We start from the raw sequence: 26,603 nt of genomic DNA on the forward strand, positions 1-26,603 counted from the left end.
AGGGCAACTTTATAATGGATAAAAATCGGCTTTAACAGCCTAAAAATACGATAGGTGCTCAGTTCTGCAACAAATAGCCGATAACCATCGATAAATCACAGTTGCTCATCCAGCACTTTCGACAGCATGTCGACAAAGAAATCCACGCTGCGCCGGGAAGTGACCATCGGCGGCTTGATCTTGAGGATATTCAGGTAATCCCCCGTAGGCTGCATGAAAATCCCCAACTCACGCAGACGATCACACAACAAGGCGGTTTCTGCCGTCGCAGGTTCGAGGGTATGGCGATCACGCACCAGTTCAAGGCCCAGATAGAATCCCGAACCGTGTACAGCACCGACGAGTGAGTGGCGGTCGATCAATTTCTCCAGTCGTGCCTTGAAATGCCCGCCTACCACTTGGGCGTTTTCCCACAGCTTTTCCTCTTCCATCACGTCCAGCACTGCCATGCCGATCCGGCAACTGACCGGGCTGCCTCCCGATGACGAGAAGAAGTAACCCTCGGCCTCCAGCGCCTCGGCAATCTCTCGGCGGGTAATCACTGCGCCCAACGGCTGGCCGTTGCCCATGCCCTTGGCCATGGTAATGATGTCAGGCACCACACCCTGCTGTTCAAACCCCCAGAAGAAATGCCCCATGCGGCCGTAACCCACCTGCACTTCATCGGCGATGCACACGCCCCCCTGGGCACGCACCAAGCCATACACCTGTTGCAGGTAACCCGCTGGCAGGGAGATGCCACCGGCGTTGCCGTACACCGGTTCACAGATAAACCCGGCCAATTGACGCTGGCTCGCGGCGATTTTCGCCAGGTTATGCTCAACACTTCGTACATAGTCCGGCGCGCTGTCCGGCCCGCGGAATTCACCGCGGTAAGTATTGGGCGCGGTCACCGGGTGTACCCAATCCGGGCGGCTGCTCAAGGCCTGGGGGTTATCGGCAATCGAGGTGGACACGGCATCCGCCGCCACCGACCAGCCGTGGTAGGCCTCCAGCACGCTGAGCATGTCGCGCCCGCCGCTGTAGGCCCAGGCCAGGCGAATCGCCAGGTCATTGGCCTCGGTGCCGCTGTTGACCAGGAACACCCGGTCCATGCCCTCCGGCGCCAACGCCAGCAAGCGCTCGGAGAACTCGGCAATTGCCGCATAGTGAAACCGCGAGTTGGTGTTGAGCAACGACCACTGCCGCGCCGCCACCTCCGCCATGCGCGGGTGGCCATGGCCCAGCACGGCCACGTTGTTGAGCATGTCGAGGTAGGATCGGCCCTGCATATCGATCAGGTGGTTACGCCAGCCACGCTCGATACGCGGCGGGTCGGCGTAGTAGTGCTTCTGGGAGCGGGCAAAGCTGGCATCCCGCCGGGCCAGCAGGGCCTGCGGGTCCAGTTCGGGCTCAGCATCACAGGCCAGGCCCAACAGCGCCGAGGGTGACGGGCACAACGCCTGCCACGCCAACGCCCGGGAAGGTGTGCAGAACAGCGGCGGCTCAAGGTCGGCGCGGCATAACTGCACAGTCAACGGCGCCTGCACCTCGCCCAGCACCTGCCCTTTGACCAGCGTTGCGCCGGGCTTGAGTGACGTGCGCACGCCCCACAGGCGCAGGCTCAGCTCACTGTCGTGCAAGCACAGCAAGCCGTCGGCACCTTCGCGCAGCGTTCCCGCAAAGGGTGCTTCCAGAACCGTGCCGTGAGGCAGGTGCAGTTCGACATGCAGGGGTAATGTCTCGGGCTCTAGGGCACTGTCGGGGCGGGTGCGCGACAAGCGGTATTGCCCATAACGACTGGCCGCCAGCCCATCCACCGTCGCCGCTTGATCCAGCAAGCGCCGATCGATGCCGGGAGTTTCCCAATTGCCAGCCTCGAAATGCGGGCTGAGTACGCCCAGGTCGATCAGGGCGAACTCGCGCCCCACCAAGCCTGGCAATAAAGGCGCGAAGTCTTGGTTGGCGACGGGCGGTAATGTTTCACCGACGCTGCGCAGAATCGCCGCTTGCATGAGTTCAAAGGGCACCGACGTGGCGATATGGAAGATTTCCCACTCGTGTTCGGCGTTTTTCTTTAGATAAACGTTATCCGGGTCCAGGCATTGCTGCTGCTCACTGCTGAGCACCAACACTGCCGCGCGGGCGACGATCAACGGCCACAACACCTCCAACTCTTCGCGCTGCAACGGCGTGACCGCGTGGCAGGCCTGGATCGCCGGCAAGAGGGCAAACGGATCACCGTCGGCATGGTGCAACAGCGCCGCGCAGGTCACCGACAGGTCGGCAACTCGCCAGCTACGCACCAGATCGCCAAAATCGATCACGCCTTGTATACGCCAGTGCCGCTGGGCATCACGCTGCCACACCACATTGTCATCGGTGATATCCATGTGCACCGCTTGCCACGGCAGGTGTGCCGCCAACGGCTGGACATGCGCCTCGACCTGCCTGGCCACCTGCTCCAAAGCAGCACGCTGCGGCAGGTCGGGCAAGGTTGCCAGCAGGTGGTTGATCAATGCCTGCGCGTGGCGCGGGTCCCATTGCAGGGTGCGCTCCAGGCCAGGGTGTTCGAAACCTGCCAGCGCATGGCTCATTTGCCCGCACAGCTCACCAAAGCCTTCGATCACGGTGCGGCTCAGGTGGGGCAAATGCGTCAGGGGTTGGCCGTCGATATAGTCCAACAGCCGCAGGTGCAGGGTTTGGCCGTCGACGTTGACCGTCAGCAGTTCCTCGCCCTCCACTGTCTGGATGACCTTGGGCACGCGCAGGCCGGGGTGCGTGCCCAGGCTGTTGAGGGCCGCGTGCTGGGCCTGGAGTTCAACCGCGGCGTAGTCACCCCGGCAGACTTTCAGAACGAAACGGCCCTGCGTGCTGTCAATTCTGTAGTTGAGGTCTTGTTGACTGCCCAATGAGCGTAATTTGCCCGTCATTCCATAATGTCGTTCGAGCAGGCATGCTGCTTGCTCGGGGGTTACTTCTGGGCAAGGCAAGCTGGCACGGTGGGTCAACGTGGCTAACGACATTGTGACGACCTTTGTTTTTTCAGGCGTCTATATCGCCATTGTTCAGGGGCGATAATCAACCCCTTATGCTCACGGCGCTTGCGCCGGCCCGATTCACAACTCAAGCTATGCATCTTTCGCTTTATGTCCGTCTAAGGAAAAGGCCCTCGACATGCGCATTCTCATCACCGGCGGTGCCGGATTTATTGGCTCGGCCCTGATCCGGCACTTGATTCAACACACTGAGCATGAAGTGCTCAACCTGGACAAGCTGACTTACGCCGGCAACCTCGAGTCGCTGGCCAGCATCGCGTCCAACAGCCGCTATGAGTTTGTCCAGGCCGATATCATCGACCAGGCCACCGTCAGCGGCGTACTCGCACGCTTCGAACCTGATGCGATCATGCACTTGGCGGCCGAGTCCCATGTGGACCGCTCCATTGACGGTCCGTCGGATTTTATCCAGACCAACATCGTTGGCACCTACAGCCTGTTGGAAGCCACGCGCGCCTATTGGCAGAAGCTGGCAGAGCCGGCAAAAAGCGCGTTCCGTTTCCACCACATCTCCACTGACGAGGTGTATGGCGACCTGCACGGCGTGGACGACCTCTTCACCGAGACCACGCCGTACGCACCGAGCTCGCCGTATTCCGCGAGCAAGGCAGCGTCTGACCACCTGGTACGCGCCTGGCAGCGCACCTATGGCCTGCCAGTGCTGTTGACCAACTGCTCGAACAATTACGGGCCGTTCCACTTTCCTGAAAAATTGATCCCGCTGGTGATTCTCAACGCCCTGGCGGGCAAGCCACTGCCGGTGTATGGCGATGGTCTGCAGGTGCGTGACTGGCTGTTCGTCGAGGATCACGCCCGTGCACTGCTCAAAGTGGTGACCACTGGGGTTGTGGGCGAGACCTACAATATCGGCGGCCACAACGAACAGAAAAACATCGACGTGGTACGTGGCATTTGCGCCCTGCTGGAAGAACTGGCGCCACAACGCCCAGCCGGCGTGGAGAAATTCACCGACCTGATCACCTTCGTCAAGGATCGCCCAGGCCACGACCAACGCTACGCCATCGACGCCAGCAAGATCGAACGCGAACTGGGCTGGGTCCCGGAAGAAACCTTCGAGACCGGCCTGCGCAAAACCGTGCAGTGGTACCTCGATAACCTGGAATGGTGCCGCAGGGTCCAAGACGGTAGTTATCAAGGTGAACGACTGGGCAATACTGACGTGAAGGATTTGATCGCATGATGAAGGGAATTGTATTGGCCGGCGGTTCCGGCACGCGTTTGCACCCCATTACCCTGGGCGTGTCCAAACAGTTGTTGCCGGTGTATGACAAGCCGATGATTTACTACCCGATCTCGGTACTGATGCTGGCCGGGATCAAGGATATTCTGGTGATCTCCACGCCAGTGGACTTGCCGCAATACCAGAACCTGCTGGGCGATGGCAGCCAGTTTGGTGTGCGCTTCAGCTACGCGGAGCAGCCTTCGCCGGACGGCCTGGCCCAGGCATTTATCATCGGCGAAGAGTTCATTGGCGATGACCCTGTGTGCTTGATCCTGGGGGACAACATCTTCCACGGCCAGCATTTCGGCGATCAACTGCGCACTGCGGCCGAACGCCCTTCAGGCGCTACCGTGTTCGGCTACTGGGTCAAAGACCCTGAGCGTTTCGGTGTGATTGACTTCGATAGCGAAGGCCGCGCCCTGACCATTGAAGAAAAACCGGCTAAACCGAAGTCTCATTACGCGGTGACCGGCCTGTATTTCTACGACAACGACGTGATCAAGATCGCCAAGGCGGTCAAACCTTCGCCACGTGGCGAACTGGAGATCACCGACGTCAACAATGCTTACCTCAAGCGCGGCGATCTGCATGTTGAACGCTTCGGCCGTGGCTTTGCCTGGCTCGACACCGGCACCCATGACAGCCTGTTGGAAGCCTCGACCTACGTTCAGACCATCGAGCATCGCCAAGGCTTGAAAGTGGCTTGCCTGGAAGAGATCGCCTATGAAAACGGCTGGATCGACCGTGACTATCTGCTGGAACGCGCCAAATACTTTGGTAAGACCGGCTATGGTCAGTACCTGTATATGCTGGCTGGAAACACTAAATGAACGTGATCGCCACTGAACTGCCCGGTGTACTAATCATCGAGCCAAAGGTTTTTGGCGATGAGCGCGGTTTTTTTTATGAGAGCTTCAATGCGCGCGCGTTTGAAAAAGCCAGCGGATTACAACTGCAGTTTGTGCAAGACAATCACTCGCGCTCGCAAAAGGGCGTGCTGAGAGGACTTCACTACCAGGTAGAACACGCCCAAGGAAAACTAGTGCGTGTGACCGCCGGCGAAGTATTGGACGTGGCGGTGGATATCCGCCGCAGCTCGCCGCATTTCGGCAAGTGGGCCAGCGTGCGCCTATCGGCAGAAAATAACCGCCAGTTGTGGATTCCACCAGGCTTTGCCCATGGATTCGTCGTGCTGAGCGACTATGCCGAATTCCTCTACAAGACCACGGACTACTACACGCCGTCTGCGGAGCGTTGCATCCGTTGGGATGATACGGATCTCAACATCGATTGGCAGCTCAATGGCACGCCGACGCTGTCCGCCAAAGATCAAAACGGTAAAACCCTGAAAGACGCGGATTTATTTCTGTGATGGCGCCTCTGAAAATCCTCATCACCGGCCAACACGGCCAAGTCTCCCAGGAGCTGCAGGCGCGGCTCCAGAGCCTGGGCGAACTTATCGTCCTGGGCCGCGACCAGCTTGACCTGGCAGACGCAGACCTTATCCGCCAACAAGTGCGCGCCCATCGCCCTGGCCTGATCATCAACGCGGCGGCCCACACCGCCGTCGATCTGGCCGAGAGCGAACCGGACGCTGCGTTTGCCATCAATGCCATCGCCCCCGGCATCCTCGCCGAGGAAGCCAAGGCGCTGGGTATCCCGCTGATCCATTACTCGACCGACTACGTGTTCGACGGCAGCAAACCTGCCGCCTACACCGAAGACGACACGCCCAACCCATTGGGTGTCTACGGCCAGAGCAAGCTGGCGGGTGAGCAGGCGATTGCGGCTGTAGGTGGCCAGTACCTGATCTTGCGTACCAGTTGGGTCTATTCGAGCCATGGCAAGAATTTCCTGCTGACCATGCAGCGCCTGCTGCAGGAAAAACCGCAGATGCGCATCGTGGCCGACCAGATCGGTGCGCCGACCTGGGCCGGGACTATCGCCAACAGCACCCGTGTGCTGATCGAGCAGTGGCAGGCCGGTAAGGCAGGGGATTGGGGCGTTTACCACCTCACTGCCCAGGGTGAAACCTCGTGGTTCGGTTTTGCCGAAGCGATTGGCGAGCAACTGCGCGCCGAAGGCAAGGCCTGCGCCGAGCTGGAACCGATCCCTTCCAGCGCCTACCCGACCCCCGCCAAGCGCCCGCTGAACTCGCGCCTGGACTGCACGCGCCTGCAACAGCAATGGCACGTCAGCCAGCCACAGTGGCAGGACGCATTGCACGAGTGTCTTGCACAGCAGCACTAGGCATAATGCGCCTGTACCCACAGGCGCGACTTCCATGACCCCACCTCTTGCGCGAAGACCCCGCTGGCGCAGCCTAGCCCTGCTGGCTCTGTGCCTGGCGCCGCTGTTGTGGCCGCTGGAGCATTTGGCCGAGCGCTATTACCGCAGCGAGCTGGCCGGGCAAAACCGCCAGACCCTCGACCTCTACGTCGCCAACTTGTTGGGCACCCTGCATCGCTACGAAATACTGCCGCAAATCCTCGGTGACTTGCCGGCCCTGCGCACCGCATTGGACGCGCCCCACGTCAGCACCCACCTGGTCAGTGCCAACCAGTTGCTCAAGGACGTCGCCGCCCAGGCCGGGGTAGAGGTGATGTATTTGATGGACACCACCGGCAAGACCCTCGCCGCGTCCAACTGGGACAAACAAGACAGCTTTGTCGGGCGCAACTTCTCCTTCCGTCCGTATTTCAGCGAGGCCATGGCAGGGCGCCTGGGGCGCTTCTTCGGCCTGGGCACCACCTCGGCCAAGCGCGGCTACTTCTTCGCTGCCGCGGTACGTGACGGCGACACCATCATCGGCGTGCTGGTGGTGAAGGTCGACCTGGACCACACCGAAAGCCTCTGGGGCAATACCCCGGAACAACTGTTGGTCACCGACCATAACGGCGTGGTGATCCTCACCTCACGCCCGCAATGGCGATTCCGCGCCACTCGGCCACTGACTGCCGAAGAACGCGAGGCCATCGTTGCCATCCAGCCCTACCCCACCCGCGACCCGCAGCCGCTGAGCCTCAGCAGCAGCGCCTGGCTGCGCCAATCCACGGCCATCGCCGAGACCGGCTGGAACGTGGAAATCCTCGCGCCGCGCTCGCTGATCAACCGTCCGGTGCGCACGGTCGTCGCCGTAGGCGGCGCCACGTTGTTGGTGCTGATGCTGTTGCTGGGGTTGCTGATGCAGCGCCGCCGGCACTACCTGGAACGCATCGCCTTCGAAGCCAAGGCCCGCCGCGAGTTGGAGATGCGCGTGGCCGAGCGTACCAGCGACCTGGAGGGCCTGAACCGGCGCCTGAAACAGGAAGTGCTGGAGCGCGAGCATGCCCAGCAAGAACTGGTGCGCGCCCAGGACGACTTGGTCCAGGCCGGTAAACTCTCGGCGCTGGGCACCATGTCGGCGAGTATCAGCCATGAATTGAATCAGCCACTGGCGGCGATTCGCAGCTATGCCGAAAACGCCGAAATCCTACTCGACCATGAGCGCACCAACGACGCCCGCGGCAACCTCAAGCTGATCAGCGAATTGACCGGGCGCATGGCCTCGATCATCGCCCACCTGCGCGCATTCGCCCGCCGCGACCGGCATGCGCCGGAGAGCGTGGCTTTGCAACCGGCGCTCGACGACGCCCTGGCATTGCTGGCCAAGCGTCGGCGTTCGATGGAGGTGGAGTTGATCCGCGACCTGCCAGAGGCGACCTTGTGGGTGCAGGCAGGTGAAACTCGCCTGCGCCAGGTGCTGGGTAACTTGCTGGCCAATGCTCTGGACGCCCTCACCGAAAAAGGCCCGCCACGCAAACTGTGGCTGAGTGCCGAAACCACGCCCCAAGGCGTCAACTTGTATATTCGCGACAACGGCCCGGGCTTTTGCATGGAAGCCCTGGGCCGCGCCAGCGAGCCTTTCTACACCACCAAGACGCGCACCCAAGGCCTGGGCCTGGGCCTGGCGATCTGCGACACCCTGATGCGCGCCTTTGGCGGCGAACTGTCGTTTGCCAACCACAAGGAAGGCGGCGCGCTGTTAACCTTGAAATTGCGTGCCGGCTCGCCGGGCGTCAGTCTGCAACCGTCCGAGGACCGCAGTGTATGAGTATCGACAACTCGATTCAGGTGGTATTGATCGACGACGATCCACACCTGCGTCAGGCCCTGTGCCAGACCCTGGACCTGGCCGGCCTGAAAGTCCTGCCCCTGGGCGAAGCCAACGGGCTCACCACACGCCTGTCCCGCGACTGGCCGGGCGTGGTGGTCAGCGACATCCGCATGCCCGGCATGGACGGCCTGGAACTGTTGACCGAATTGCACGGCCAGGACCCCGACCTGCCGGTGCTGCTGATCACCGGCCACGGCGACGTACCGCTGGCGGTGCAGGCCATGCGTGCCGGTGCCTATGACTTCCTGGAAAAACCCTTCGCCAGTGACGCGCTGCTCGACAGCGTGCGTCGTGCCCTGGCCCTGCGCCGGCTGGTACTGGACAACCGCAGCCTGCGCCTGGCCCTCAGCGACCGCCAGCAACTGAGCACGCGCCTGGTAGGGCACTCGCCACAGATGTTGCGCCTGCGCGAGCAAATCGGTGCGCTGGCCGCAACCAAGGCCGATGTGCTGATCCTCGGCGAAACCGGGGCGGGCAAGGAGGTCGTCGCCCGCGCCCTGCACGACCTCTCAAGCCGACGCAGCGGCCCGTTTGTGGCGATCAACGCCGGGGCCCTGGCGGAATCGGTGGTGGAAAGCGAACTGTTCGGCCATGAACCCGGCGCGTTTACCGGCGCGCAGAAGCGCCGCATCGGCAAGTTCGAGTTTGCCAATGGCGGCACGCTGTTTCTGGATGAAATTGAAAGCATGAGCCTGGATGTACAGGTCAAGTTGCTGCGTCTTTTACAGGAGCGCGTAGTGGAACGCCTGGGTGGCAATCAGCTGATCCCGCTGGATATCCGCATTATCGCCGCCACCAAGGAAGACCTGCGCCAGGCCGCTGACCAGGGCCGTTTCCGTGCCGACTTGTATTACCGCCTCAATGTGGCGCCGCTGCGCATCCCACCGCTACGTGAACGGGGTGAAGATGCGCTGATGCTGTTCCAGCACTTCGCCGACGAGGCCAGCAGCCGTCACGGCCTGCCCTTGCACGAACTGCAACCGGGCCAGCGCGCGCTGTTGCTGCGCCACAGCTGGCCGGGCAATGTGCGGGAATTGCAAAACGCCGCGGAGCGTTTCGCCCTCGGCCTGGAGCTGGCCCTGGACAACACCCAGGATCATCCCGCCGCCGGCGTGCTGACCTCCACGCCAGGAGGCCTGAGCGAGCAAGTCGAACAGTTCGAAAAAAGCCTGATCGCCGCCGAACTGACCCGCCCCCACAGCTCCGTGCGCAGCCTCGCCGAAGCCTTGGGCGTGCCGCGCAAAACCTTGCATGACAAACTGCGCAAACACGGCCTGAACTTCGCCGACAGTGCCAGCCAGAGCGCCGACGACGAATGACATCGTCCACCCACGAAGAGGCCGCCATGAGCCGCGACAGCCGTTACCTGGAATCCATCCTTCACCATGACATCCCACTCACCCGGGAAATGGGCCTCAGGGTGCTCGACTGGCAACACGACCAACTGCAACTGCACCTGCCGTTGCAAGCCAATATCAACCACAAGAGCACCATGTTCGGCGGCAGCCTCTACTGCGGCGCCGTGCTGGCAGGTTGGGGTTGGCTGCACCTGAAGCTGCGTGAAGCCGGGATTGAGGACGGGCACATCGTGATTCAGGAAGGGCAGATCAGCTACCCACTGCCGGTGACCCAGGACGCGACAGCCATTTGCGCGGCGCCGCAGGAGAAGGTGTGGAAGCGCTTTGTGGCGACCTATCAGCGCTATGGGCGGGCGCGGTTGGCGCTGGAGACGTGGATTGTGAATGAAGGCAGTGAAGAGCATGCCGTCGTCTTTACCGGCCAGTACGTGCTGCATCGCTAGCAGCCACTCCATAACGCTAATGTGGGAGCTGGCTTGCCTGCGATAGCGGTGGATCAGCCAATACCTGTACGACTGACACTCCGCCATCGCGGGCAAGCCCGCTCCCACATTTTGCTCTGCAGTGATCTTAAGATCTGGCCAGGGTCAACAGCCGATCACGCCAGGCGGCCTTGGCTGGCAATGCCAGAAAGAACGGGTTCAGCAACGACTCCCGCGCCGGGTAGCTGAACGGCTTGCCATTCAACTCCAACACTTCGCCCCCCGCCCCTTCCAATACACCCTGGGCCGCTGCGGTATCCCACTGCGACGTCGGCGCCAGGCGCGGATAACAATCGGCACTGCCCTCGGCTAATAAACAAAACTTCAACGAACTGCCGATATTCGCCAATTTCAACTCACCCAAACCCTCGCTCAAACCCTCCAGCAAGCGCTCCTGCTCAGGGCTGGTATGACGACGGCTGGCCACTACGGTAAAGGCTTCGCCCGCAGCCCTGGTCTGGCGCACTTGAATCTGCTTGGGCGCGGCATTGACGTCCGACCGCCAAGCCCCCAGGCCCGCGCCGCCGAAGTAGCAACGGCCAGTGGTCGGTATCGACACCACGCCGAACACCACACGGCCCTGTTCGATCAATGCAATATTGACGGTGAATTCTTCACTGCCGGAAATGAATTCCTTGGTGCCATCCAGGGGATCCACCAACCACCAGCGCTGCCAGCCGGCACGCACACGCTGATCGATATCGGCGTCCTCTTCAGACAACACTGGAATACTTGGGTCCAGCGCGGTGAGGCCTGCGAGAATCAGATGGTGGGCAGCCAGGTCGGCAGCCGTCACGGGTGAATCGTCCGCCTTGGAGGTCACGGCTACATCGGCACGCCAGTACGGCAGGATAGCTTCACCGGCCTGGCGCGCCAGCTCAATGACCGGGGCGATAAACGGATGGCCTAAAAACAGTTCGCTCATGCGTTGAACGCTCCACGCTGGGTCAACAGGTCTCTTACAAGATACAGCGCAGCCAGGGCACGACCTTCGCTGAACTGCTCGTTTTGCGCCAGCGCCGACAGCTCACGCAGGTTGACCCGGTCTACCCGCATCGGTTCGGGCTCATCACCTTCAAGGCGCTCTTCGTAAAGATCGGTAGCCAACACCACCTGGATCTTCTGGCTCATATAGCCGGGCGACAATGACAGCTCGGTGATGTGCTCCAACTGCCGTGCGCCATAGCCGGCCTCTTCCTTGAGTTCGCGGTCTGCCGCTGCAAGCACGTCTTCGCCGGGCTCGATCAGGCCTTTGGGTAATGACAATTCATATTCGTCAGTGCCGCCGCAGTATTCTTCCACCAGCAATGCATGATCTTCATCGATCATCGCTACAATCATCACGGCGCCGTAGCCCGTGCCACGCCCGACAAGACGCTCGTAGGTGCGCTCAACGCCATTGGAAAAGCGCAATTGCACTTCCTCCACGCGGAACAAACGGCTACTGGCAACTATTTCGCGGGCGAGGACAGTGGGTTTCTGGCGCATAAACGGCTCCTTGGCGTGATCGGGTTACTATACCGTGGCTTTTCCGATTGTCTGTGTCGGATATCTTTACTTACATGAGACCCCACCATGCCCTCTCTGCCCTGGCACGCCATCGACACCGTCCTGCTGGACATGGACGGCACCCTGCTCGACCTGCATTACGACAACCACTTCTGGATGGAGCACCTGCCCCAGCGCTACGCCGAGCTGCACGGTGTGAGCCAGGCCATGGCCGAGATGGAGCTGCAACCGCTGTTTGAGCGTAACGCCGGACAGTTGCAATGGTATTGCCTGGATTTCTGGAGCACCGAACTCAAGATTCCGGTGCGCGAACTCAAACTGGAAACCGCCCACCTGATCGCCCTGCGCCCGGATGCCGATACGTTCCTGGCGGCGATCAAACAGGCCGGCAAGCGCGTGATCATGATCACCAACGCTCATCGTGATTCGCTGTCATTGAAGTTGGAACGCATTGAACTGGCGCCGTATTTCGAGCGATTGATCAGCTCTCACGACTACGGTTTTCCCAAGGAGAACCCGCAATTCTGGCAAGCCTTGCAAGCGGATATCCAGTTTGATCCGGCCCGTAGCCTGTTTATAGATGACACTTTGCCGATCCTGCGCAGCGCTCGGGATTTCGGTGTCGGTCATTTGCTGGCAGTGAAGGAGCCTGATAGCAAGAAAGGACCAAAGGACACCGCAGAATTTGCAGCCGTCGGGGATTATCGAGAACTTATTACCGGGCTTATGTAGGAGCGAGCTTGCTCGCGAAAAACGTCAACGATAACGCGTGCTTCCTGGATAAACGCGGTGCCTGTGAGTTTTTCGCGAGCAAGCTCGCTCCTACAAAAGGGCGAGCTTCCTCATTTTATCCTGCGTATTACTCAGGGATACGCAGTGTCTGGCCTGGATAGATTTTGTCCGGGTGCGACAACAGTGGCTTGTTAGCCTCGAAAATCTTATTGTACTGGTTGGCGTTACCGTACACCGCCAGGGAAATCGCGCTGAGGGTATCGCCCTTTTTCACTACAACGAAACGAGCAGCGGTAACCGCAGGGCCAGTGACAGTGATCTGGTCATCCACACTTGCCACGCCGGCAATGTTGCCCAGCGCCAACAGGATCTTCTCTTTCTCTTCCTGCGTGGCCACTTCACCGGTCACCGTGACCTTGTCGCCATCCACCGTGGTCTGCACGTTTGGATTACCCAGGCCCACCTTGCTCACATGCTCCTTCAACTGCTCACTGGCGTTCGCATTACCCGGCGTCAACAGGTCGACGATCTTTTCGCCGGCTTCTTTGATAAAGCTAAAAATACTCATGGTGCGCTCTCCTTGGGATTTAATTTCCAGATGCCCAAGACTAGACCAGTCCTGCCGACTTGGGTTCCAGACTGGCTAAAGACTCAAAAGTATCCCAATCAACCCTACCTGGAATAAGCCCGACGAAAACGCCGGTGAACCTTGATCGACGCCCTCTATCAATAGATCAATACTGGCGATTAGACGTGACCCTTTGTCGCGCCTAGTCTAAACACTGATCAATCCGCCGGTGGTACTGCCCCATGAACGCCAAGCGCCCTCACTGCGCGGCGCCCGCTCTTGAATCGACCGCGCCCGTCGCCAGCCAGAGCTATCACTATTGCAATCTTGAACACACAGAAGTCGCCAGCACTGCGCTGGCCGAAGAAGTGGCGTTGGCGATTGCCTATAACGATATCAGCCAGGCGGTGATGCTGGTGACGCCTACGGACCTGGAAGACTTCATTGTAGGGTTCAGCCTCGGCAGCGGCATTATCACCGACGTTAACGACATTTATGACCTGAAAATCAGCGGTTCAGGCGCAGCCCAGTACGCCCAGGTACAGGTTTCCAGCCGTGCGTTCTGGAACCTCAAGCAGCAACGCCGCCAATTGGCGGGCACCAGCGGCTGTGGCCTGTGTGGCGTGGAAGCGGTAGAGCAAGCATTGCCCGACCTCCAGGTACTGCCCGGCGCGCCCTTGCCGCCGGCGCAGTGGCTCGATGGCCTGCGCCAGCGTATCAGCGCATTCCAACCCCTGGGCCAACACAGCGGTGCCGTGCATGCGGCAGTGTTTATGAATAGCCAGGGCGAATTGCTGATGGGTCGCGAAGACATCGGCCGGCATAACGCTCTGGATAAATTGATTGGCGCGTTGATCCGCCAAAAGATTCCGACCGACGGCGGCCTGGCGATTGTTACCAGCCGCTGCAGCCTGGAATTGATTCAGAAAGTCTTGCGCGCGGGCATCCAGACCCTGGTCAGCCTGTCGTCGCCCACCGGCCTGGCCCTGCAATGGGCGCGCCGGCACAACCTCAACCTCATCCACCTGCCGCAAAAAAGCGCGCCACGGGTCTATAGCCCTGCGATGGAGCACCAGCCATGAGCCTTCACCACCAAGCCGACCAGACCCCAACCCCACGCTACAAGCCCTACAAAGGCCCAGCCGGTGGCTGGGGCGCCCTGATCAGCGTGGCGCAAGCCTGGCTGACCAGCGACAACGCCCTGAAAAACCTGCGCATGATGCTCAAGACCAACCAGAACGGCGGCTTCGACTGCCCGGGCTGCGCCTGGGGCGACTCACCGGAAAGCGGCATGGTCAAGTTCTGCGAAAACGGCGCCAAGGCAGTCAACTGGGAAGCCACCAAGCGCCGCGTCGATGCGGCCTTCTTCGCCAAGCACAGCGTCACGGCTTTGCTGGAACAAAGCGACTATTGGCTGGAATATCAGGGCCGCCTGACCGAGCCGATGCGCTATGACGCCCAGACCGATCGCTACACGCCCATCAGTTGGGAAGCCGCCTTCGACCTGGTCGGCAAGCACCTCAACGCGTTGCCCAGCCCGAACATGGCCGAGTTCTACACCTCGGGCCGCGCCAGCAACGAAGCTGCCTACCTGTACCAGCTGTTTGTACGCGCCTATGGCACCAACAACTTCCCGGACTGCTCCAACATGTGCCACGAAGCCAGCGGTGTAGCCCTGGCGCAGAGCGTGGGCGTGGGCAAAGGCACCGTGACCTTTGATGACTTCGAGCATGCCGATGCCATTTTCGTCTGGGGCCAGAACCCTGGCACCAACCACCCACGCATGCTCGAGCCTCTGCGCGAAGCGGTGAAGCGCGGCGCCCAGGTGGTGTGTATCAACCCACTGAAAGAGCGCGGCCTGGAGCGCTTCCAGCACCCCCAACATCCGCTGGAAATGCTCACCAACGGCGACAAGCCAACCAACACCGCCTACTTCCGCCCGGCATTGGGTGGCGACATGGCGATCTTGCGTGGCATGGCCAAATTCCTGCTGCTGTGGGAACGCCAAGCCCTGGCCGAAGGCAAGGAAGCAGTGTTCGACCACGACTTCCTCAACGAACACACCGCCAACGTCCTGGAATACCTGGGCCAGATCGACGACACCTCCTGGGAGGAAATCGTCGAGCAGTCCGGCCTGACCCTGGTGGAGATCGAGCAAGCGGCGCGCATGTACGCCAAAGGCAAGAATGTGATCATGTGCTGGGCGATGGGGATTACCCAGCACCGACACTCGGTGCCGACCATCCAGGAAATCGCCAACCTGATGCTGCTGCGCGGCAATATTGGCCGCCCAGGCGCAGGGCTGTGCCCGGTGCGTGGCCACAGTAACGTGCAGGGCGACCGCACCATGGGCATCAACGAACGCCCACCGGCGGCGTTTCTGGACGCGCTGGAGCGACGTTTCCAGTTCCAGGTGCCGCGAGACAACGGCCACAACGTGGTGGAAGCGATTCACGCCATGCTTGAAGGCCGCTCCAAAGTCTTTATCGGCCTGGGCGGCAACTTTGCCCAAGCCACGCCAGACAGCACGCGCACCTTCGAAGCGCTGCGCAATTGCGACCTGACCGTGCAGATCAGCACCAAGCTCAACCGCAGCCACCTGATGCACGGTAAAGACGCGTTGATCCTGCCGTGCCTGGGCCGCACCGACATCGACATTCAGGCCGACGGCCCGCAAGCGGTGACGGTGGAAGACTCGTTCAGCATGGTCCACGGCTCCAACGGCCAACTGCAACCGTTGTCGAAACTGATGAAGTCCGAGCCGGCGATCCTGGCGGGCATTGCTGCCGCCACCCTGGGCAGCAAGCCCGTGGATTGGAACTGGCTGGTGGCTGACTACGGGCGCATCCGCGACCTGATCGCCGACACCATCCCAGGCTTCAAGGACTTCAACGAGAAGATCAAACACCCAGGTGGCTTCTACCTGGGCAACTCCGCCGGCGCACGCCGTTGGAACACCCCGTCGGGCCGCGCCAACTTCCGCCCGAACATCTTGCCCAAAGACCTGATCCACGAACGCACCCACGCCACGGGCCGGGTGCCGGACCTGATCATGCAGTCGATGCGCTCCCATGATCAGTACAACACCACCATCTATGGCCTGGACGACCGTTATCGCGGGGTCAAAGGCCAGCGTGACGTGCTGTTCGTCAACGAAGCCGACATCATCCGCCTGGGCTTCAAGCCGGGGCAGAAGGCAGACATCGTGTCGCTGTGGGAAGACGGTCGTGAGCGCCGTGTGAAAGGCTTTACGCTGCTGGCGTTTGATATTCCGGCGGGTCAGGCGGCGGCTTACTACCCGGAAGTGAACCCGTTGGTGCCATTGGAAAGCACTGGCGACGGTAGCCATACGCCAACGTCGAAGTTTGTTGCGATTCGCTTGGAAGCGGCGAGTGACAGTGGGTTGATCATGGCGCGCTCGGCCTGACTTGATCCGAGATATGTGTTGCTTGAACTACCGCTTTCGCGGGCAAGCCCGCTCCCACATTAGATCGGTTCACACATTCTCAATTGTGAACCCATCCCCGTGTGGGAGCGGGCTTGCCCGCGAAGAGGCCAGCACAATCACCGCACATTCTGCAGGCACAAAAAAAGGGCCGCTTTTGCATAAAAGCGGCCCTTCCGAAGTAGTTAAAGACCTGTAAAAACGACTTAAGTTCCCGATACAAAACAGTAACTTAGCAAATTGTATACAACCTCTGCCGCCGGTCGGATTTCGATTGTCAGCGGCTCGATACAACCTCAGGATCGCGCCGTCATCCCTTGAGGTTTCCCTGAATGAAGTTCTCCTCGATTCTCTTGTTGTCCCTTGGCCTGGTCAGTGGCGCAGCCATGGCTGGCGGCACCACCGAAGCCGGTGTAGGCGGCGCATTGGGTGGGGTTCTAGGTTCCGTTGTCGGCCAGCAGTTGGGCGGCAATACCGGTTCGACCATCGGCGCGGCGCTGGCGGTAGCGCGGTCGGCGCAGACAAGCGTAGCCGTGGCGAAGCCGCCATCGGTGGCGCACTGGGCGCAGCCGGCGGCAACGTCTTGGGTCGCAGCGTCGGCGGCAGTACCGGTGCATTGGTCGGCTCAGCAGCCGGCGGTGGCGCGGGCGGCGCGCTGGGCAACTACATGGGTAACGAAAGTGATCGCGACAGCCGCCATTACCGCGATCGCGACCGTGACGATCGTCGCTACTACCGCGATGGCCACCCAGGCCGCGGCCATGCCTATGGGCATCGCAAGAACAAGCATCGTTATCGCGACTGATCAATACGTGCTCTGACGAACACATCCAGTGTGGGAGCCGGGCTTGCCCGCGATAGCAGTGAATCAGGTTTAGAGGTATTGCCTGATACTGCGCCATCGCGGGCAAGCCCGACTCCCACATTTGGTCTGGGTTGCTTGTAGGTGCCTCAAACCAACAAGCGCTGCATCGCCTCGCGCAACATCCCCGGAATCGGCACTGGCTGGTTCGACGCTCGGTCCACAAACACATGGACAAAGCGCCCCGCCGCACACGCCTCCTGCTCGCCCGCCTTGAATACCGCCAGTTCATACTGCACCGAGCTATTGCCCAGCTTGCCTACCCGCAGGCCGATTTCAATGCGCTCAGGGAAAGCAATCGAGGCGAAGTAATCGCAGGCCGAACTCACCACAAACCCCACCACCTCACCGTCATGAATATCCAGCCCGCCCTGTTCGATCAGGTAGGTATTAACGGCGGTGTCGAAGAAGCTGTAGTAGGTGACGTTATTCACATGGCCGTAGGCATCGTTGTCGTGCCAACGCGTGGTGATCGGCTGGAAGTGGCGGTAATCGTCGCGCACAGGCGTTGAGTCAGGCATCGGCAAGTCTCGTCAAAGTTGATCCAATTGAGCATGGGCCCAGTCGCGCACCTCGGCGTAGGGATAGTCTTCCAGCGCAGCAAAACCGGGAATGCCCCGCGCCTTCAACTTGGTAAACAACGGTACGCTGATACCGCCAAGAAAACGCGTCAAACGCTCCGCATTCGGCAATTGCCCCGTGTACTCATGATGCCTGTGGATAAAATCACCGCACAGCCCCATGAAGTTTTTATCCACAAGCGACGGCAGGCTCGGCGGTGCCGGCAGATGGGCAACCTGGCCGTAGCACACCGAACAATGCCCGCAACGCTGGGGCGCATTTTCATCATCAAAGTAGCGCGCCAGGCGTTGCCCCAGGCAGTGCTCAGTGGCGAACAGGTCGAGCATAGTGTGGATCCGCGCGACCTCCGTCACCTCATGCTGCTTGAAGCCTGTGTATAACTCGGCGCTTAACGCGTGCGGGTCGAAATGAGTGTCGAGCAAACTGTAGACCTCAGTCATCTGCTTGCTTTCGAGCTCGATCAGGCCCTGCTCCTGAAAATAATCCAGTGCCTTCACCACCCGGCTACGCTCGGCATTGTGCTGTTGATAAAGTGCATCGAAATCGACCGTCGCCCAGGTTTTAGCGCGCTTGCACACCTGGATGATCGCCGCGACAAACTGCTGCCGTTCGCCAGAAAAGCGCGCCAGCAAGGCCTCGGGCTCGATCAGGTATTTGAACCGGTATTCCGCATAAAACGCATAGCGCGGTGCGATCACGCCCTTGAGCTCCAATTGCACCAGGAGCGTCTTGAGCGGCAGCTCGCGAATATTGCTGTGGTCCGACAGCGACCTGAGCAAGAACTCCCACTGCCCTTCGCTACGCGCGGCCTGCAACTCCTCCAGCACACGACGAATGCCTTCCTGCTCCGGCGTGTCACCGTACACAAAGTTTTCCAGCACATTGAGGCTGTCGCGGTTGGCCAACACCAGGCAATCCGACGGCTGCCCGTCACGCCCGGCGCGGCCGATCTCCTGGCTGTAGTTCTCGATGGACTTGGGCAAGTCGAAGTGCACGACATTGCGGATGTCACTCTTGTCGATGCCCATGCCAAACGCGATGGTTGCGACAATGCAATTGGAACGCCCGCCCATGAAACGCTGCTGGATGCCTTCGCGCTTTTCGTGGGGTAACCCCGCGTGATAAGCCTCGGCCTGAATGCCGTGGCGGTTCAGATGCTCGGCAATCTGCTCGGCGGTTTTCTGCAAGGTGACGTAGACGATACTCGGCTGGTTGGCCCGCGCTTTCATCCACTCCACCAGCCTGCGGCGTTTGTCGTGGCCGCTGACCGGTTCCACCAGCAGGTTGAGGTTGGAGCGATAGAAGCCCGTGGTCACCACATCCTCGGCAGCAATGGCGAACTTGGCCTGCATGTCGGCGATCACCTTGGGTGTGGCCGTGGCCGTCAGCAATAGCGCCTGCGGGATGTTGAACTGGCGCTGGTAGTCCGGCAGTTTCAAATAATCCGGGCGGAAGTTGTGGCCCCATTCGGAAATACAGTGCGCCTCGTCCACCACCAGCAACGAGATCTGCACGCTGTTCAGGAAATTACGGAAACGCTCGTTCTTCAAACGCTCCACGGAAATCATCAGGATCTTGAGCTCGCCCGATCGCGCACGGGCCATGACATCATTGGCTTCATCACGGCTCTGGGCCGAATCGATACTGCCCGCCGAAATGCCATGGCGCTGCAGGAAACCCAACTGGTCCTGCATCAATGCCAGCAACGGCGACACCACCAGCGTCAGGTGCGGCAGCAACACGGCCGACAACTGGTAACACAAGGATTTGCCCGACCCCGTAGGGAAAATGGCGGCGGCAGAACGCCCAGCCAGCACGGCGCTGACCGTCTCTTCCTGGCCCAAGCGAAAGTGTGGGTAACCAAAGACCTGCTGGAGGGTGTCGTGCATAAGGCTGTCACTCCATTGACCGCTGAACGTGGCTTAAAAACGTAGCCCAGTAAGTTCGGCGAATCGAGAAAGGTCGCAAGGAAAAAAGAGACAGGATGATACACAGGGGGAGGGATGGCCCAGGGCCGAAGTGGGAATTTTCCGAGAAAGTAGCAGGACGTAGCAGACAAAAATGTGGGAGCTGGCGGGCCCTCCCCCACATTTCACAACCGAGCTACAGCTGAATCAGCGGTTCTGCACCCGCTCAATCGCCGTGTCATACACCGGGTTGGCCTTTTGCTCTTTGGCCAACTGGTAATGACGCAACGCATCCGGGAACTGGCCGGCCGCTTCATAGATGCGTGCAATGTTGTAGTAGGCACCGGCACGCACGGTCGCGGCATTGGTACCGGTGGCCAGGGCGATAGCCTTGCGGTTGGCCCAGATCGACTCCGCAGTATTGCCGGCTTTCTGATACGCCAGGCCCAGGTTGCCGTAAGCCTTGCCGAAGCTGTTATCCAGCTCGATGGCTTGACGGAAGAAGTCGATGGACTGGTCCAGGTTACCGGCCTGGTAGGCCGCTTCGCCCTTGAGGTTCAGCTTTTTCGCATCGGCCTGTACCGACGAGCTCACCGTCACGGCGGTGACGGCCACGCTGTCATCCAGCAACGGCTTGACCTCGTTGAGCACATCTTCGGCGCCGACTCTCACGCCGGTGAAGGTATTGATGTCCTGGAAGTCACCACTGCCGGTCATGCGGAATACGGTCCAAAGGTTGCCGGTGCGGTTCTGCGGCACATAGTAGGTGCGTACCAGGGATTGCCCCATATACACGAACACCTTGGCCTCACTGTTGGACAACTCGCTGGAGGTGGGAGAGCCGCTGTTGGAATAGTCGTGCACGGCATAGACGTAGCTTTCGCCGTAATGCTTTTTCTGCAGGGTGATGGTCTCCGGGCCATAGCTGTCGGTGTCATCCACGTCCAGTTCGGCGTCGGTGCCCTTTTTATTGTTGAAGAAGATGTTATTGCCGGGGAAGATCATATGGGAATCGAGGTCACGCGGAGCCTTGCCCCAGGTCAACACCACACGCAGGCCGTCGAGGTTTTCCATCACCGGGCTGATGGCATAGGTCATGCCCTTGCACGGGCACTTCACCACCAGGTTGGAATAGCCAGGCTTCTTGATGATCAGCAGGTTGCTGGCATCGTCAGCCGCCTCACTGGTCAGCGTGACCTGGCCTTGCGCGTTGGTACGGCCCACCACGTTCTGTGCGCCGTTACGTTGCAGCAAAACTTCGGCATCGGCGATTTTCTGGTCCTTGACCACCGCGCTCAGCACCTCAATCGGCAACTGCTCGGCCTGGACAGAAAACGCCACCGCACACAAAGACATCGCCGAGGCGACACGCAGCAAACCCATGCTTAACTCCCTTTAAGTAGTGGGCGGAATCGCCCTACAAGATTTTGCGGTGAAACATACGCTGAAATGAGCTCGCTGGCAGATTTTTTATACAGATTGTGACGGGGTTTTTATCCCGCCTACCGAGCTACGCATTGCGCTACAATCAAGCCTTGCTTTCCAAGAGGACGCAGCGATGAGCGAACTGACGTTTGAGCAAAAACAGGATCACTATCACAAGATCCGCCGTTCCAATTACCTGGCCAGCCTGCGCCTGGAAGGGTTCGATACCCAACCGACCGACGTCGAAAAACCCCTGCCGACACGCGAAGCCGTCCTTGCCAAGTACCGCAACACCTCACGCTGATGCTCGACAAATACGGGGTGGGCCAGGACCCGTACTGCTATCCCAGTAGCAGCATCCTGCGCAACCGCCTCGATTTACTCGATGAAGCACGCCTGCACCAGGCCGAGCGGGAATTATCCGAAATCGCCATAGGCAACCTTCCACTCTTTCCGCCGCCCTACGACCTTGATCGCCTGCAACACATTCACCGCATACTGTTCGGTGACATTTATGACTGGGCCGGCGAACTGCGCAGCGTCAACATCCAGAAAGGCGACACGCTGTTTTGCACCCCGGAGCGTATTCCACCAGAAGCGGCGAAAATCGTCCGGCATATGCAAGACGCCAATTGGTATGTCGGTGCGACTCAGGCTGATCTTGTGCGCCAAATCGCTGAAGCTTATGGCGACCTGAACGTCATTCACCCCTTCCGCGAGGGGAATGGACGGGCGCAGCGGATCCTGTTTGAACAGATCATCGTGAATGCGGGGTTTTCGGTGAATTGGTGGCTGGTAAAACATGCGGCCTGGATACCCGCGAATATTGACGCGGTGGCGTGTGACTATCGGGGATTGGAAGCGATTTTTGAGCGGTGTATCGGTAGGCCTCTGAGTGCTTGATCGAACTTCGAACGACTAAACTATCTGTTTATTGCTCGAGAACAAACTCACTTTTAAGGTTCGGCTCGTCGCTGCCAATTCAGCGACCGGGTTTGGTCACCTGAAAACAGCACACATAAGTGCCATTACTTGCCTTGCGAGCGTCTATCGTCTCGTAACGCACTGCTATGGCGGCTGTGTGTGGGACGTCTTCGGACGTGTCGGATTGCTGTTTCCGGCTGGCCAACCCGCGCACAGTCCGCCACCCACCGTTTGGCCACGGTGATGTCGGTTACCTAACAGCAAACCGAGTACGTTCAAATGCAAATACCTGAAACGATGGACCGCTATCGTCAGCTACGCACCAACTTCACCGCCACCCACCCTCTTGTCATAGACACTGCAGCCAAAGCTGAAGATATCCAATCGGCCGCCCACCAGCGTATCCGCGCTGCCAGCGACTTACTGGAAACCTTCTCCTGCCTGACCTTCGACCACGCCGACCTCAAAGACATTTCCCACATCATTAATGCGCTGTACCTGCTCGTTCAGGACGGCTGTGATTTGTTGGAAGCCGCGCAACACGTTCAGCTGCAACCTGAACAAGCGCAAGTCTAAGCAACACCTGTGTAGGAGCGAGCTTGCTCGCGAAAATCGCCAACGATGACGCGGTAAATCAGAAAAAACGCGGCGCCCCTGAGTTTTTCGCGAGCAAGCTCGCTCCTACAATTGATCAGCTTTACCCATTACATCGTTGCAAGCCATAAATGCCGGAGGCTTTTGTAAGACACCGCCAAACGTCACGTCGTCCGTTTCCCAAACTGCTTCAAATACCCGTTCAACCCTCTATACCAGTTACGCGTAGCCGACTGAAAATAACCTCCTATCAACTTGATTTATCGCAGGATCCGCAACTTTCACAGCGCAGACATCGTCATTGGCCTGGATGCTCAGGTCAGCGGTGGCATAGGCCCGCAGCGCTCAAGCGTCTCAATGCATGTGTACTCCAGATGAATTTTAGTCAATGGCTTTACCTACAAACAGCGCTATTATTCGCTCTCCATCTGCTGCTGTATTACAAAATCACTGACTGCACGTTAAGAACGCGTTTCGCCGTTACCTTCATCGTAACGGGACTGCTTCTGTTGTTCTGGCTACCCTACATCGCCATTGTCCTGAACATTCAACTTCTTCCCCTGGCCTTGTTTTTGATAGGCTTGGCTCTCTTCATCACGCGAAACAAATACCGCCTGCAACGTAAAAAGCCTCCTCACCCACTCCTACGCACCCCAACCATGAACCTGGCCCCCAACTTCCCCGAAGACCCTGTCATGCAGCAACTCCTGCAATTGCTGCATGAAGAAATCGGTCTGCCGAAACACAAGACCATTAGCCTGCAAACCTCGCTCAACTTCGACCTTGCTTGCGATGGCGTTGAGGCCAAGCAATTCATGGAGGCGCTGGAACAGGATTTCCGGGTCGACCTAAGCGACTACGACGCTTATCGTTACTTCCAGCCGCCGGTGTTCGACGTGTTCCTGAAGCGTCGCGCCAAAGGCCGTGGCGACAAGATCCCGTTGACCATCGGCATGCTCTACCTGGCGATCAAGACCCATAGCTGGGACACGCAAACGCTGGAAAACCTTAGCTGACCTGAGCAACACTGAGCACAAAATGTGGGATCGGGCTTGCTCGCGAATGCGGCGTGTCAGCCAATATTTACGTTACAGATACATTGCATTCGCGAGCAAGCCCGATCCCACATTGGGACTGCGCCAAGCTGGCGATCGGTATACAAACAAGGACCTTACATGGACGTAACAATGGGCCTGCTGGCCGCCCTGCTCTGGGGCGGCACGGACTTTCTGGTGGGCCTCAACGCCCGCGCCGTTGGCGTTAAACGCGCAGTGTATTTCGGCCAAGCGCTTGGCTTTTTGATCATGACGCTCCTGCTGGTCATTTTCCCGGCCTTCTTTTTCAAATCCCTTGGTGCGCCTTTAAGCGTCTGGCTCCTGGGTATCGCCGCCGCCCTGCTGACGGTGTCCGGCGCGCTTGCGCTGTCCAAAGCCTTTGCCTTGGGCAAAGCGGCCATCGTCGCGCCGCTGGTGACGTCGTATGGAGTGGTGACCACTCTGCTGTCCTGGGCCAGCGGTGAGCACATCAGCCTGGTACAACTGGGCTGCATCGCTTTGTGCGTGATCGGCGTTGTGCTGTCCAGCATCCACGAGGACAACGGTACGCCCCACAACAACCCGCGCCTGTCGATTGCCTACGCCATGTTCGCCGCAACCTTGTACGGCACCAGTTTCTGGCTGCAAGGCCGCTACACACTGCCGGCGTTGGGGCCGATCAGCATGTTGTGGCTGGGTTACCTCGTGGGCCTGTGCGTGCTGGTGGTGATGGTGCTGAAGATCAAGGATGGCCTGAAGATCCCGCCACTGAAAAACTGCGCGACGTTGACCGGTGCGAGCTTGATGAACCTCGGCGGGTTCTCGGCGTTTTCGTGGGGCGCGATGGCCGGCTCGGTGTCGGTGGTGACGGTGATCAGTACGCTGTCGGGAGGGATTGCGGCGATCCTGGGGTTTGTGTTTTTCAAGGAACGATTGTCAGCGGTGCAGGTGGCAGGCGTCGTGCTGGTGCTGGTCGGTGCAGTGGTACTGCACATCGCCGACTAATCGTTCGCCCATAAAAAAGCCGCCTGCTTAAGAGGCGGCTTTTTTACAACCAGCGAATCTTACAACTTAGGACCCGCCGCCTTGATCGCATCGCTGACTTCAAACTTCTTGAAGTTTTCGATGAACAGGCCAGCCAGCGCCTTCGCCGCTTCGTCGTAGGCAGCCTTGTCAGCCCAGGTGTTGCGTGGGTTCAACAGGCCGGTTTCAACGCCCGGTACGGCCAATGGCACGTCGAGGTTGATGGTGTCCAGGTGTTCGGTTTGCGCACCGATCAACGCGCCGCTCTGGATCGCTGCAATCACGCCGCGAGTGGTCGGGATGTTGAAGCGTTTGCCGACGCCGTAGCCGCCGCCGGTCCAGCCGGTGTTGACCAGGTAGACCTTGGAGCCGAAACCACGGATGCGCTTGATCAGAAGCTCTGCGTATTCGCCGGCCGGGCGCGGGAAGAACGGTGCGCCGAAGCAGGTGGAGAACGTCGACTTGATGCCGCTGCCCGAACCCATTTCGGTCGAGCCCACCAGAGCGGTGTAGCCGGACAGGAAGTGGTAGGCCGCTTGTTCTTCGCTGAGGATCGACACAGGCGGCAGTACGCCGGTCAGGTCGCAAGTCAGGAAGATCACCGCGTTTGGCTCGCCGCCCAGGTTCTTTTCGGAACGCTTGGCAACGTGCTCCAGCGGGTAGGCGGCACGGCTGTTCTGGGTCAGGCTGACGTCGGCGTAGTCGGCGTGCTTGGCCTCGTCGATCACGACGTTTTCCAGCACCGCGCCATGCTTGATGGCTTTCCAGATAACGGGCTCGTTCTTCTCGGACAGGTCGATGCACTTGGCATAGCAACCGCCTTCGATGTTGAACACCACGCCTTCGCCCCAGCCGTGCTCGTCGTCACCGATCAGGTAACGGCTTTCGTCGGCCGACAGGGTGGTCTTGCCAGTGCCGGACAGACCAAAGAACAGGGTCACGTCGCCTGCTTCGCCAATGTTGGCGGCGCAGTGCATTGGCAGCACGTCAGCAGCCGGCAGCAGGAAGTTCTGGACCGAGAACATGGCTTTTTTCATTTCACCGGCGTAACGCATGCCGGCAATCAGTACTTTTTTCTGGGCGAAGTTGAGGATCACGCAACCGTCGGAGTTGGTGCCGTCACGCTCTGGCACGCACTCGAAGTTGGCCACGTTGAGCACTTGCCACTCGTCACGACCGGCCGGGTTGTACTGGGCCGGGTTGATGAACAGGCAACGACCGAACAGGTTCTGCCAGGCAGTCTGGGTGGTCATTTTCACGGCCAGGTAGTGGTCTTCTGCAGCCCCTACGTGAACATGGGAAACGAAATGCTCTTGCGCGTTGTTGAAGGCCTCGACGCGAGCCCACAGAGCATCGAACTTGTCGGCCGGGAACTTGCGGTTGATCGGGCCCCAGGCAATGGCGTCCTGGGTGGAAGGCTCTTCAACGATGAAACGGTCAACCGGCGAACGACCGGTGCGATGACCGGTTTCTACGACCAGCGCGCCAGTATCGGCAAGCACGCCTTCACCGCGCTGCAGGGCTTCTTTGACCAGATCGTCAACACTCAGATCGGTGTATACGGCGTTATTGGCTTGCGTCATGAGGTTCCCCGTCGGCCTATGGCCGAGTGCTCCAAACGTTTTGTAGTAGAAAGTTGCGCACTACTACCGCGAAAAAAGTGGGCCGGATTATGCCAGAAAAGCCCAAAAAGAGTAGGGCCCTCCCGTCAGAACACCTCT

Annotated in this window: 23 protein-coding genes and 1 pseudogene; 16 read left to right on the forward strand and 8 right to left on the reverse strand. The window is 59.7% G+C overall.

Annotation, left to right across the window (positions count from 1 at the left end; all coding sequences use genetic code 11):
* Positions 1-95: 95 nt before the first annotated feature.
* Positions 96-3,005 (reverse strand): aminotransferase, encoded by a 2,910-nt coding sequence (locus GIW04_RS01615; RefSeq protein WP_120247833.1) that lies wholly within the window; start codon positions 3,003-3,005, stop codon positions 96-98.
* Between the two features lie 151 nt (positions 3,006-3,156).
* Here GIW04_RS01615 and rfbB point away from each other — a divergent pair, with 151 nt between their 5' ends.
* The 7 genes from rfbB to GIW04_RS01650 are packed head-to-tail and all read left to right on the forward strand — an operon-like array spanning position 3,157 to position 10,238.
* On the forward strand, positions 3,157-4,239 hold the full coding sequence (gene rfbB, locus GIW04_RS01620) for a dTDP-glucose 4,6-dehydratase (RefSeq protein ID WP_057709549.1): 1,083 nt from the start codon (positions 3,157-3,159) through the stop codon (positions 4,237-4,239).
* Entirely contained in the window at positions 4,236-5,111 is an 876-nt protein-coding gene (gene rfbA, locus GIW04_RS01625) for a glucose-1-phosphate thymidylyltransferase RfbA (RefSeq protein WP_120247832.1), read from the forward strand. The genes rfbB and rfbA overlap by 4 nt, the downstream gene beginning before the upstream one ends.
* A complete protein-coding gene (gene rfbC, locus GIW04_RS01630; RefSeq protein ID WP_120247831.1) occupies positions 5,108-5,653 on the forward strand; it encodes a dTDP-4-dehydrorhamnose 3,5-epimerase in 546 nt (181 codons plus the stop codon). The genes rfbA and rfbC overlap by 4 nt, the downstream gene beginning before the upstream one ends.
* 8 nt (positions 5,654-5,661) lie before the next feature.
* Positions 5,662-6,531 carry a dTDP-4-dehydrorhamnose reductase gene (gene rfbD / locus GIW04_RS01635; protein WP_169856575.1) on the forward strand — a complete coding sequence of 290 codons (870 nt, stop codon included), beginning with the start codon at positions 5,662-5,664 and terminating at the stop codon, positions 6,529-6,531.
* A gap of 34 nt (positions 6,532-6,565) precedes the next feature.
* Entirely contained in the window at positions 6,566-8,374 is a 1,809-nt protein-coding gene (locus GIW04_RS01640) for a sensor histidine kinase (protein WP_003187712.1), read from the forward strand.
* On the forward strand, positions 8,371-9,756 hold the full coding sequence (locus GIW04_RS01645; protein WP_003187711.1) for a sigma-54-dependent transcriptional regulator: 1,386 nt from the start codon (positions 8,371-8,373) through the stop codon (positions 9,754-9,756). Before GIW04_RS01640 ends, GIW04_RS01645 begins: the two co-directional genes overlap by 4 nt.
* A 26-nt stretch (positions 9,757-9,782) precedes the next feature.
* The gene (locus tag GIW04_RS01650; RefSeq protein ID WP_003187710.1) at positions 9,783-10,238 is read left to right on the forward strand and encodes a thioesterase domain-containing protein; all 456 of its coding nucleotides are present in this window, start codon (positions 9,783-9,785) and stop codon (positions 10,236-10,238) included.
* Between the two features lie 127 nt (positions 10,239-10,365).
* On the opposite strand, the gene cysQ is transcribed toward GIW04_RS01650, so the two are convergent.
* Together cysQ and nudE are read right to left on the reverse strand one after the other, a co-directional pair.
* Positions 10,366-11,202 (reverse strand): 3'(2'),5'-bisphosphate nucleotidase CysQ, encoded by an 837-nt coding sequence (gene cysQ, locus GIW04_RS01655; protein WP_057709548.1) that lies wholly within the window; start codon positions 11,200-11,202, stop codon positions 10,366-10,368.
* Positions 11,199-11,765: an ADP compounds hydrolase NudE gene (gene nudE / locus GIW04_RS01660; RefSeq protein ID WP_032894100.1), complete on the reverse strand. Its 567-nt coding sequence runs from the start codon at positions 11,763-11,765 to the stop codon at positions 11,199-11,201. The genes cysQ and nudE overlap by 4 nt, the downstream gene beginning before the upstream one ends.
* Before the next feature lie 87 nt (positions 11,766-11,852).
* Here nudE and yrfG point away from each other — a divergent pair, with 87 nt between their 5' ends.
* Positions 11,853-12,518: a GMP/IMP nucleotidase gene (gene yrfG, locus GIW04_RS01665; RefSeq protein ID WP_003187706.1), complete on the forward strand. Its 666-nt coding sequence runs from the start codon at positions 11,853-11,855 to the stop codon at positions 12,516-12,518.
* Positions 12,519-12,645: 127 nt separating this feature from the next.
* Here the strand turns inward: yrfG and lysM are convergent, their stop codons facing one another.
* Entirely contained in the window at positions 12,646-13,086 is a 441-nt protein-coding gene (gene lysM / locus GIW04_RS01670) for a peptidoglycan-binding protein LysM (RefSeq protein WP_003187704.1), read from the reverse strand.
* Between the two features lie 242 nt (positions 13,087-13,328).
* On the opposite strand from lysM, the gene fdhD reads away from it, so the two are divergent.
* From fdhD to GIW04_RS01685, 3 genes and pseudogenes are all read left to right on the forward strand, one after another.
* Positions 13,329-14,168, forward strand: a complete 840-nt coding sequence (fdhD, locus tag GIW04_RS01675; RefSeq protein WP_003187702.1) for a formate dehydrogenase accessory sulfurtransferase FdhD — start codon at positions 13,329-13,331, stop codon at positions 14,166-14,168.
* Positions 14,165-16,513, forward strand: coding sequence for an FdhF/YdeP family oxidoreductase (locus GIW04_RS01680; RefSeq protein ID WP_003187701.1), 2,349 nt, complete (start codon positions 14,165-14,167; stop codon positions 16,511-16,513). The genes fdhD and GIW04_RS01680 overlap by 4 nt, the downstream gene beginning before the upstream one ends.
* Before the next feature lie 350 nt (positions 16,514-16,863).
* Positions 16,864-17,336 (forward strand): annotated as a pseudogene (locus GIW04_RS01685) (glycine zipper domain-containing protein).
* 146 nt (positions 17,337-17,482) lie between these two features.
* On the opposite strand, the gene GIW04_RS01690 reads toward GIW04_RS01685, so the two are convergent.
* The 3 genes from GIW04_RS01690 to GIW04_RS01700 form a co-directional block, all read right to left on the reverse strand.
* The gene (locus GIW04_RS01690; protein ID WP_003187697.1) at positions 17,483-17,914 is read right to left on the reverse strand and encodes an acyl-CoA thioesterase; all 432 of its coding nucleotides are present in this window, start codon (positions 17,912-17,914) and stop codon (positions 17,483-17,485) included.
* A gap of 12 nt (positions 17,915-17,926) precedes the next feature.
* Positions 17,927-19,864, reverse strand: a complete 1,938-nt coding sequence (locus tag GIW04_RS01695) for a RecQ family ATP-dependent DNA helicase (RefSeq protein WP_120247829.1) — start codon at positions 19,862-19,864, stop codon at positions 17,927-17,929.
* Between the two features lie 225 nt (positions 19,865-20,089).
* Positions 20,090-21,265 (reverse strand): tetratricopeptide repeat protein, encoded by a 1,176-nt coding sequence (locus GIW04_RS01700; RefSeq protein ID WP_057709545.1) that lies wholly within the window; start codon positions 21,263-21,265, stop codon positions 20,090-20,092.
* A 175-nt stretch (positions 21,266-21,440) separates the two neighbouring features.
* Between GIW04_RS01700 and GIW04_RS01705 the strand changes: the two genes are divergently transcribed.
* The 5 genes from GIW04_RS01705 to GIW04_RS01725 all read left to right on the forward strand — a co-directional run bounded on the left by GIW04_RS01705 (position 21,441) and on the right by GIW04_RS01725 (position 24,864).
* Positions 21,441-21,611, forward strand: a complete 171-nt coding sequence (locus GIW04_RS01705; protein WP_120247828.1) for a YhfG family protein — start codon at positions 21,441-21,443, stop codon at positions 21,609-21,611.
* Positions 21,611-22,210: a putative adenosine monophosphate-protein transferase Fic gene (locus tag GIW04_RS01710; protein ID WP_034134658.1), complete on the forward strand. Its 600-nt coding sequence runs from the start codon at positions 21,611-21,613 to the stop codon at positions 22,208-22,210. The genes GIW04_RS01705 and GIW04_RS01710 overlap by 1 nt, the downstream gene beginning before the upstream one ends.
* A gap of 300 nt (positions 22,211-22,510) precedes the next feature.
* Entirely contained in the window at positions 22,511-22,807 is a 297-nt protein-coding gene (locus GIW04_RS01715) for a hypothetical protein (protein WP_034134657.1), read from the forward strand.
* Between the two features lie 677 nt (positions 22,808-23,484).
* Complete coding sequence (locus GIW04_RS01720) at positions 23,485-23,841, forward strand: DUF1493 family protein (protein ID WP_003187689.1); 357 nt, start codon at positions 23,485-23,487, stop codon at positions 23,839-23,841.
* 159 nt (positions 23,842-24,000) lie between these two features.
* Positions 24,001-24,864 (forward strand): DMT family transporter, encoded by an 864-nt coding sequence (locus GIW04_RS01725; RefSeq protein ID WP_232964609.1) that lies wholly within the window; start codon positions 24,001-24,003, stop codon positions 24,862-24,864.
* A gap of 59 nt (positions 24,865-24,923) precedes the next feature.
* On the opposite strand, the gene GIW04_RS01730 is transcribed toward GIW04_RS01725, so the two are convergent.
* Complete coding sequence (locus tag GIW04_RS01730) at positions 24,924-26,465, reverse strand: phosphoenolpyruvate carboxykinase (protein WP_003187687.1); 1,542 nt, start codon at positions 26,463-26,465, stop codon at positions 24,924-24,926.
* Positions 26,466-26,603: the final 138 nt, after the last annotated feature.

The sequence above is a fragment of the Pseudomonas sp. PA-4-8C genome, assembly GCF_021606625.1.
Taxonomy (GTDB): Bacteria; Pseudomonadota; Gammaproteobacteria; order Pseudomonadales; family Pseudomonadaceae; genus Aquipseudomonas; species Aquipseudomonas lactis.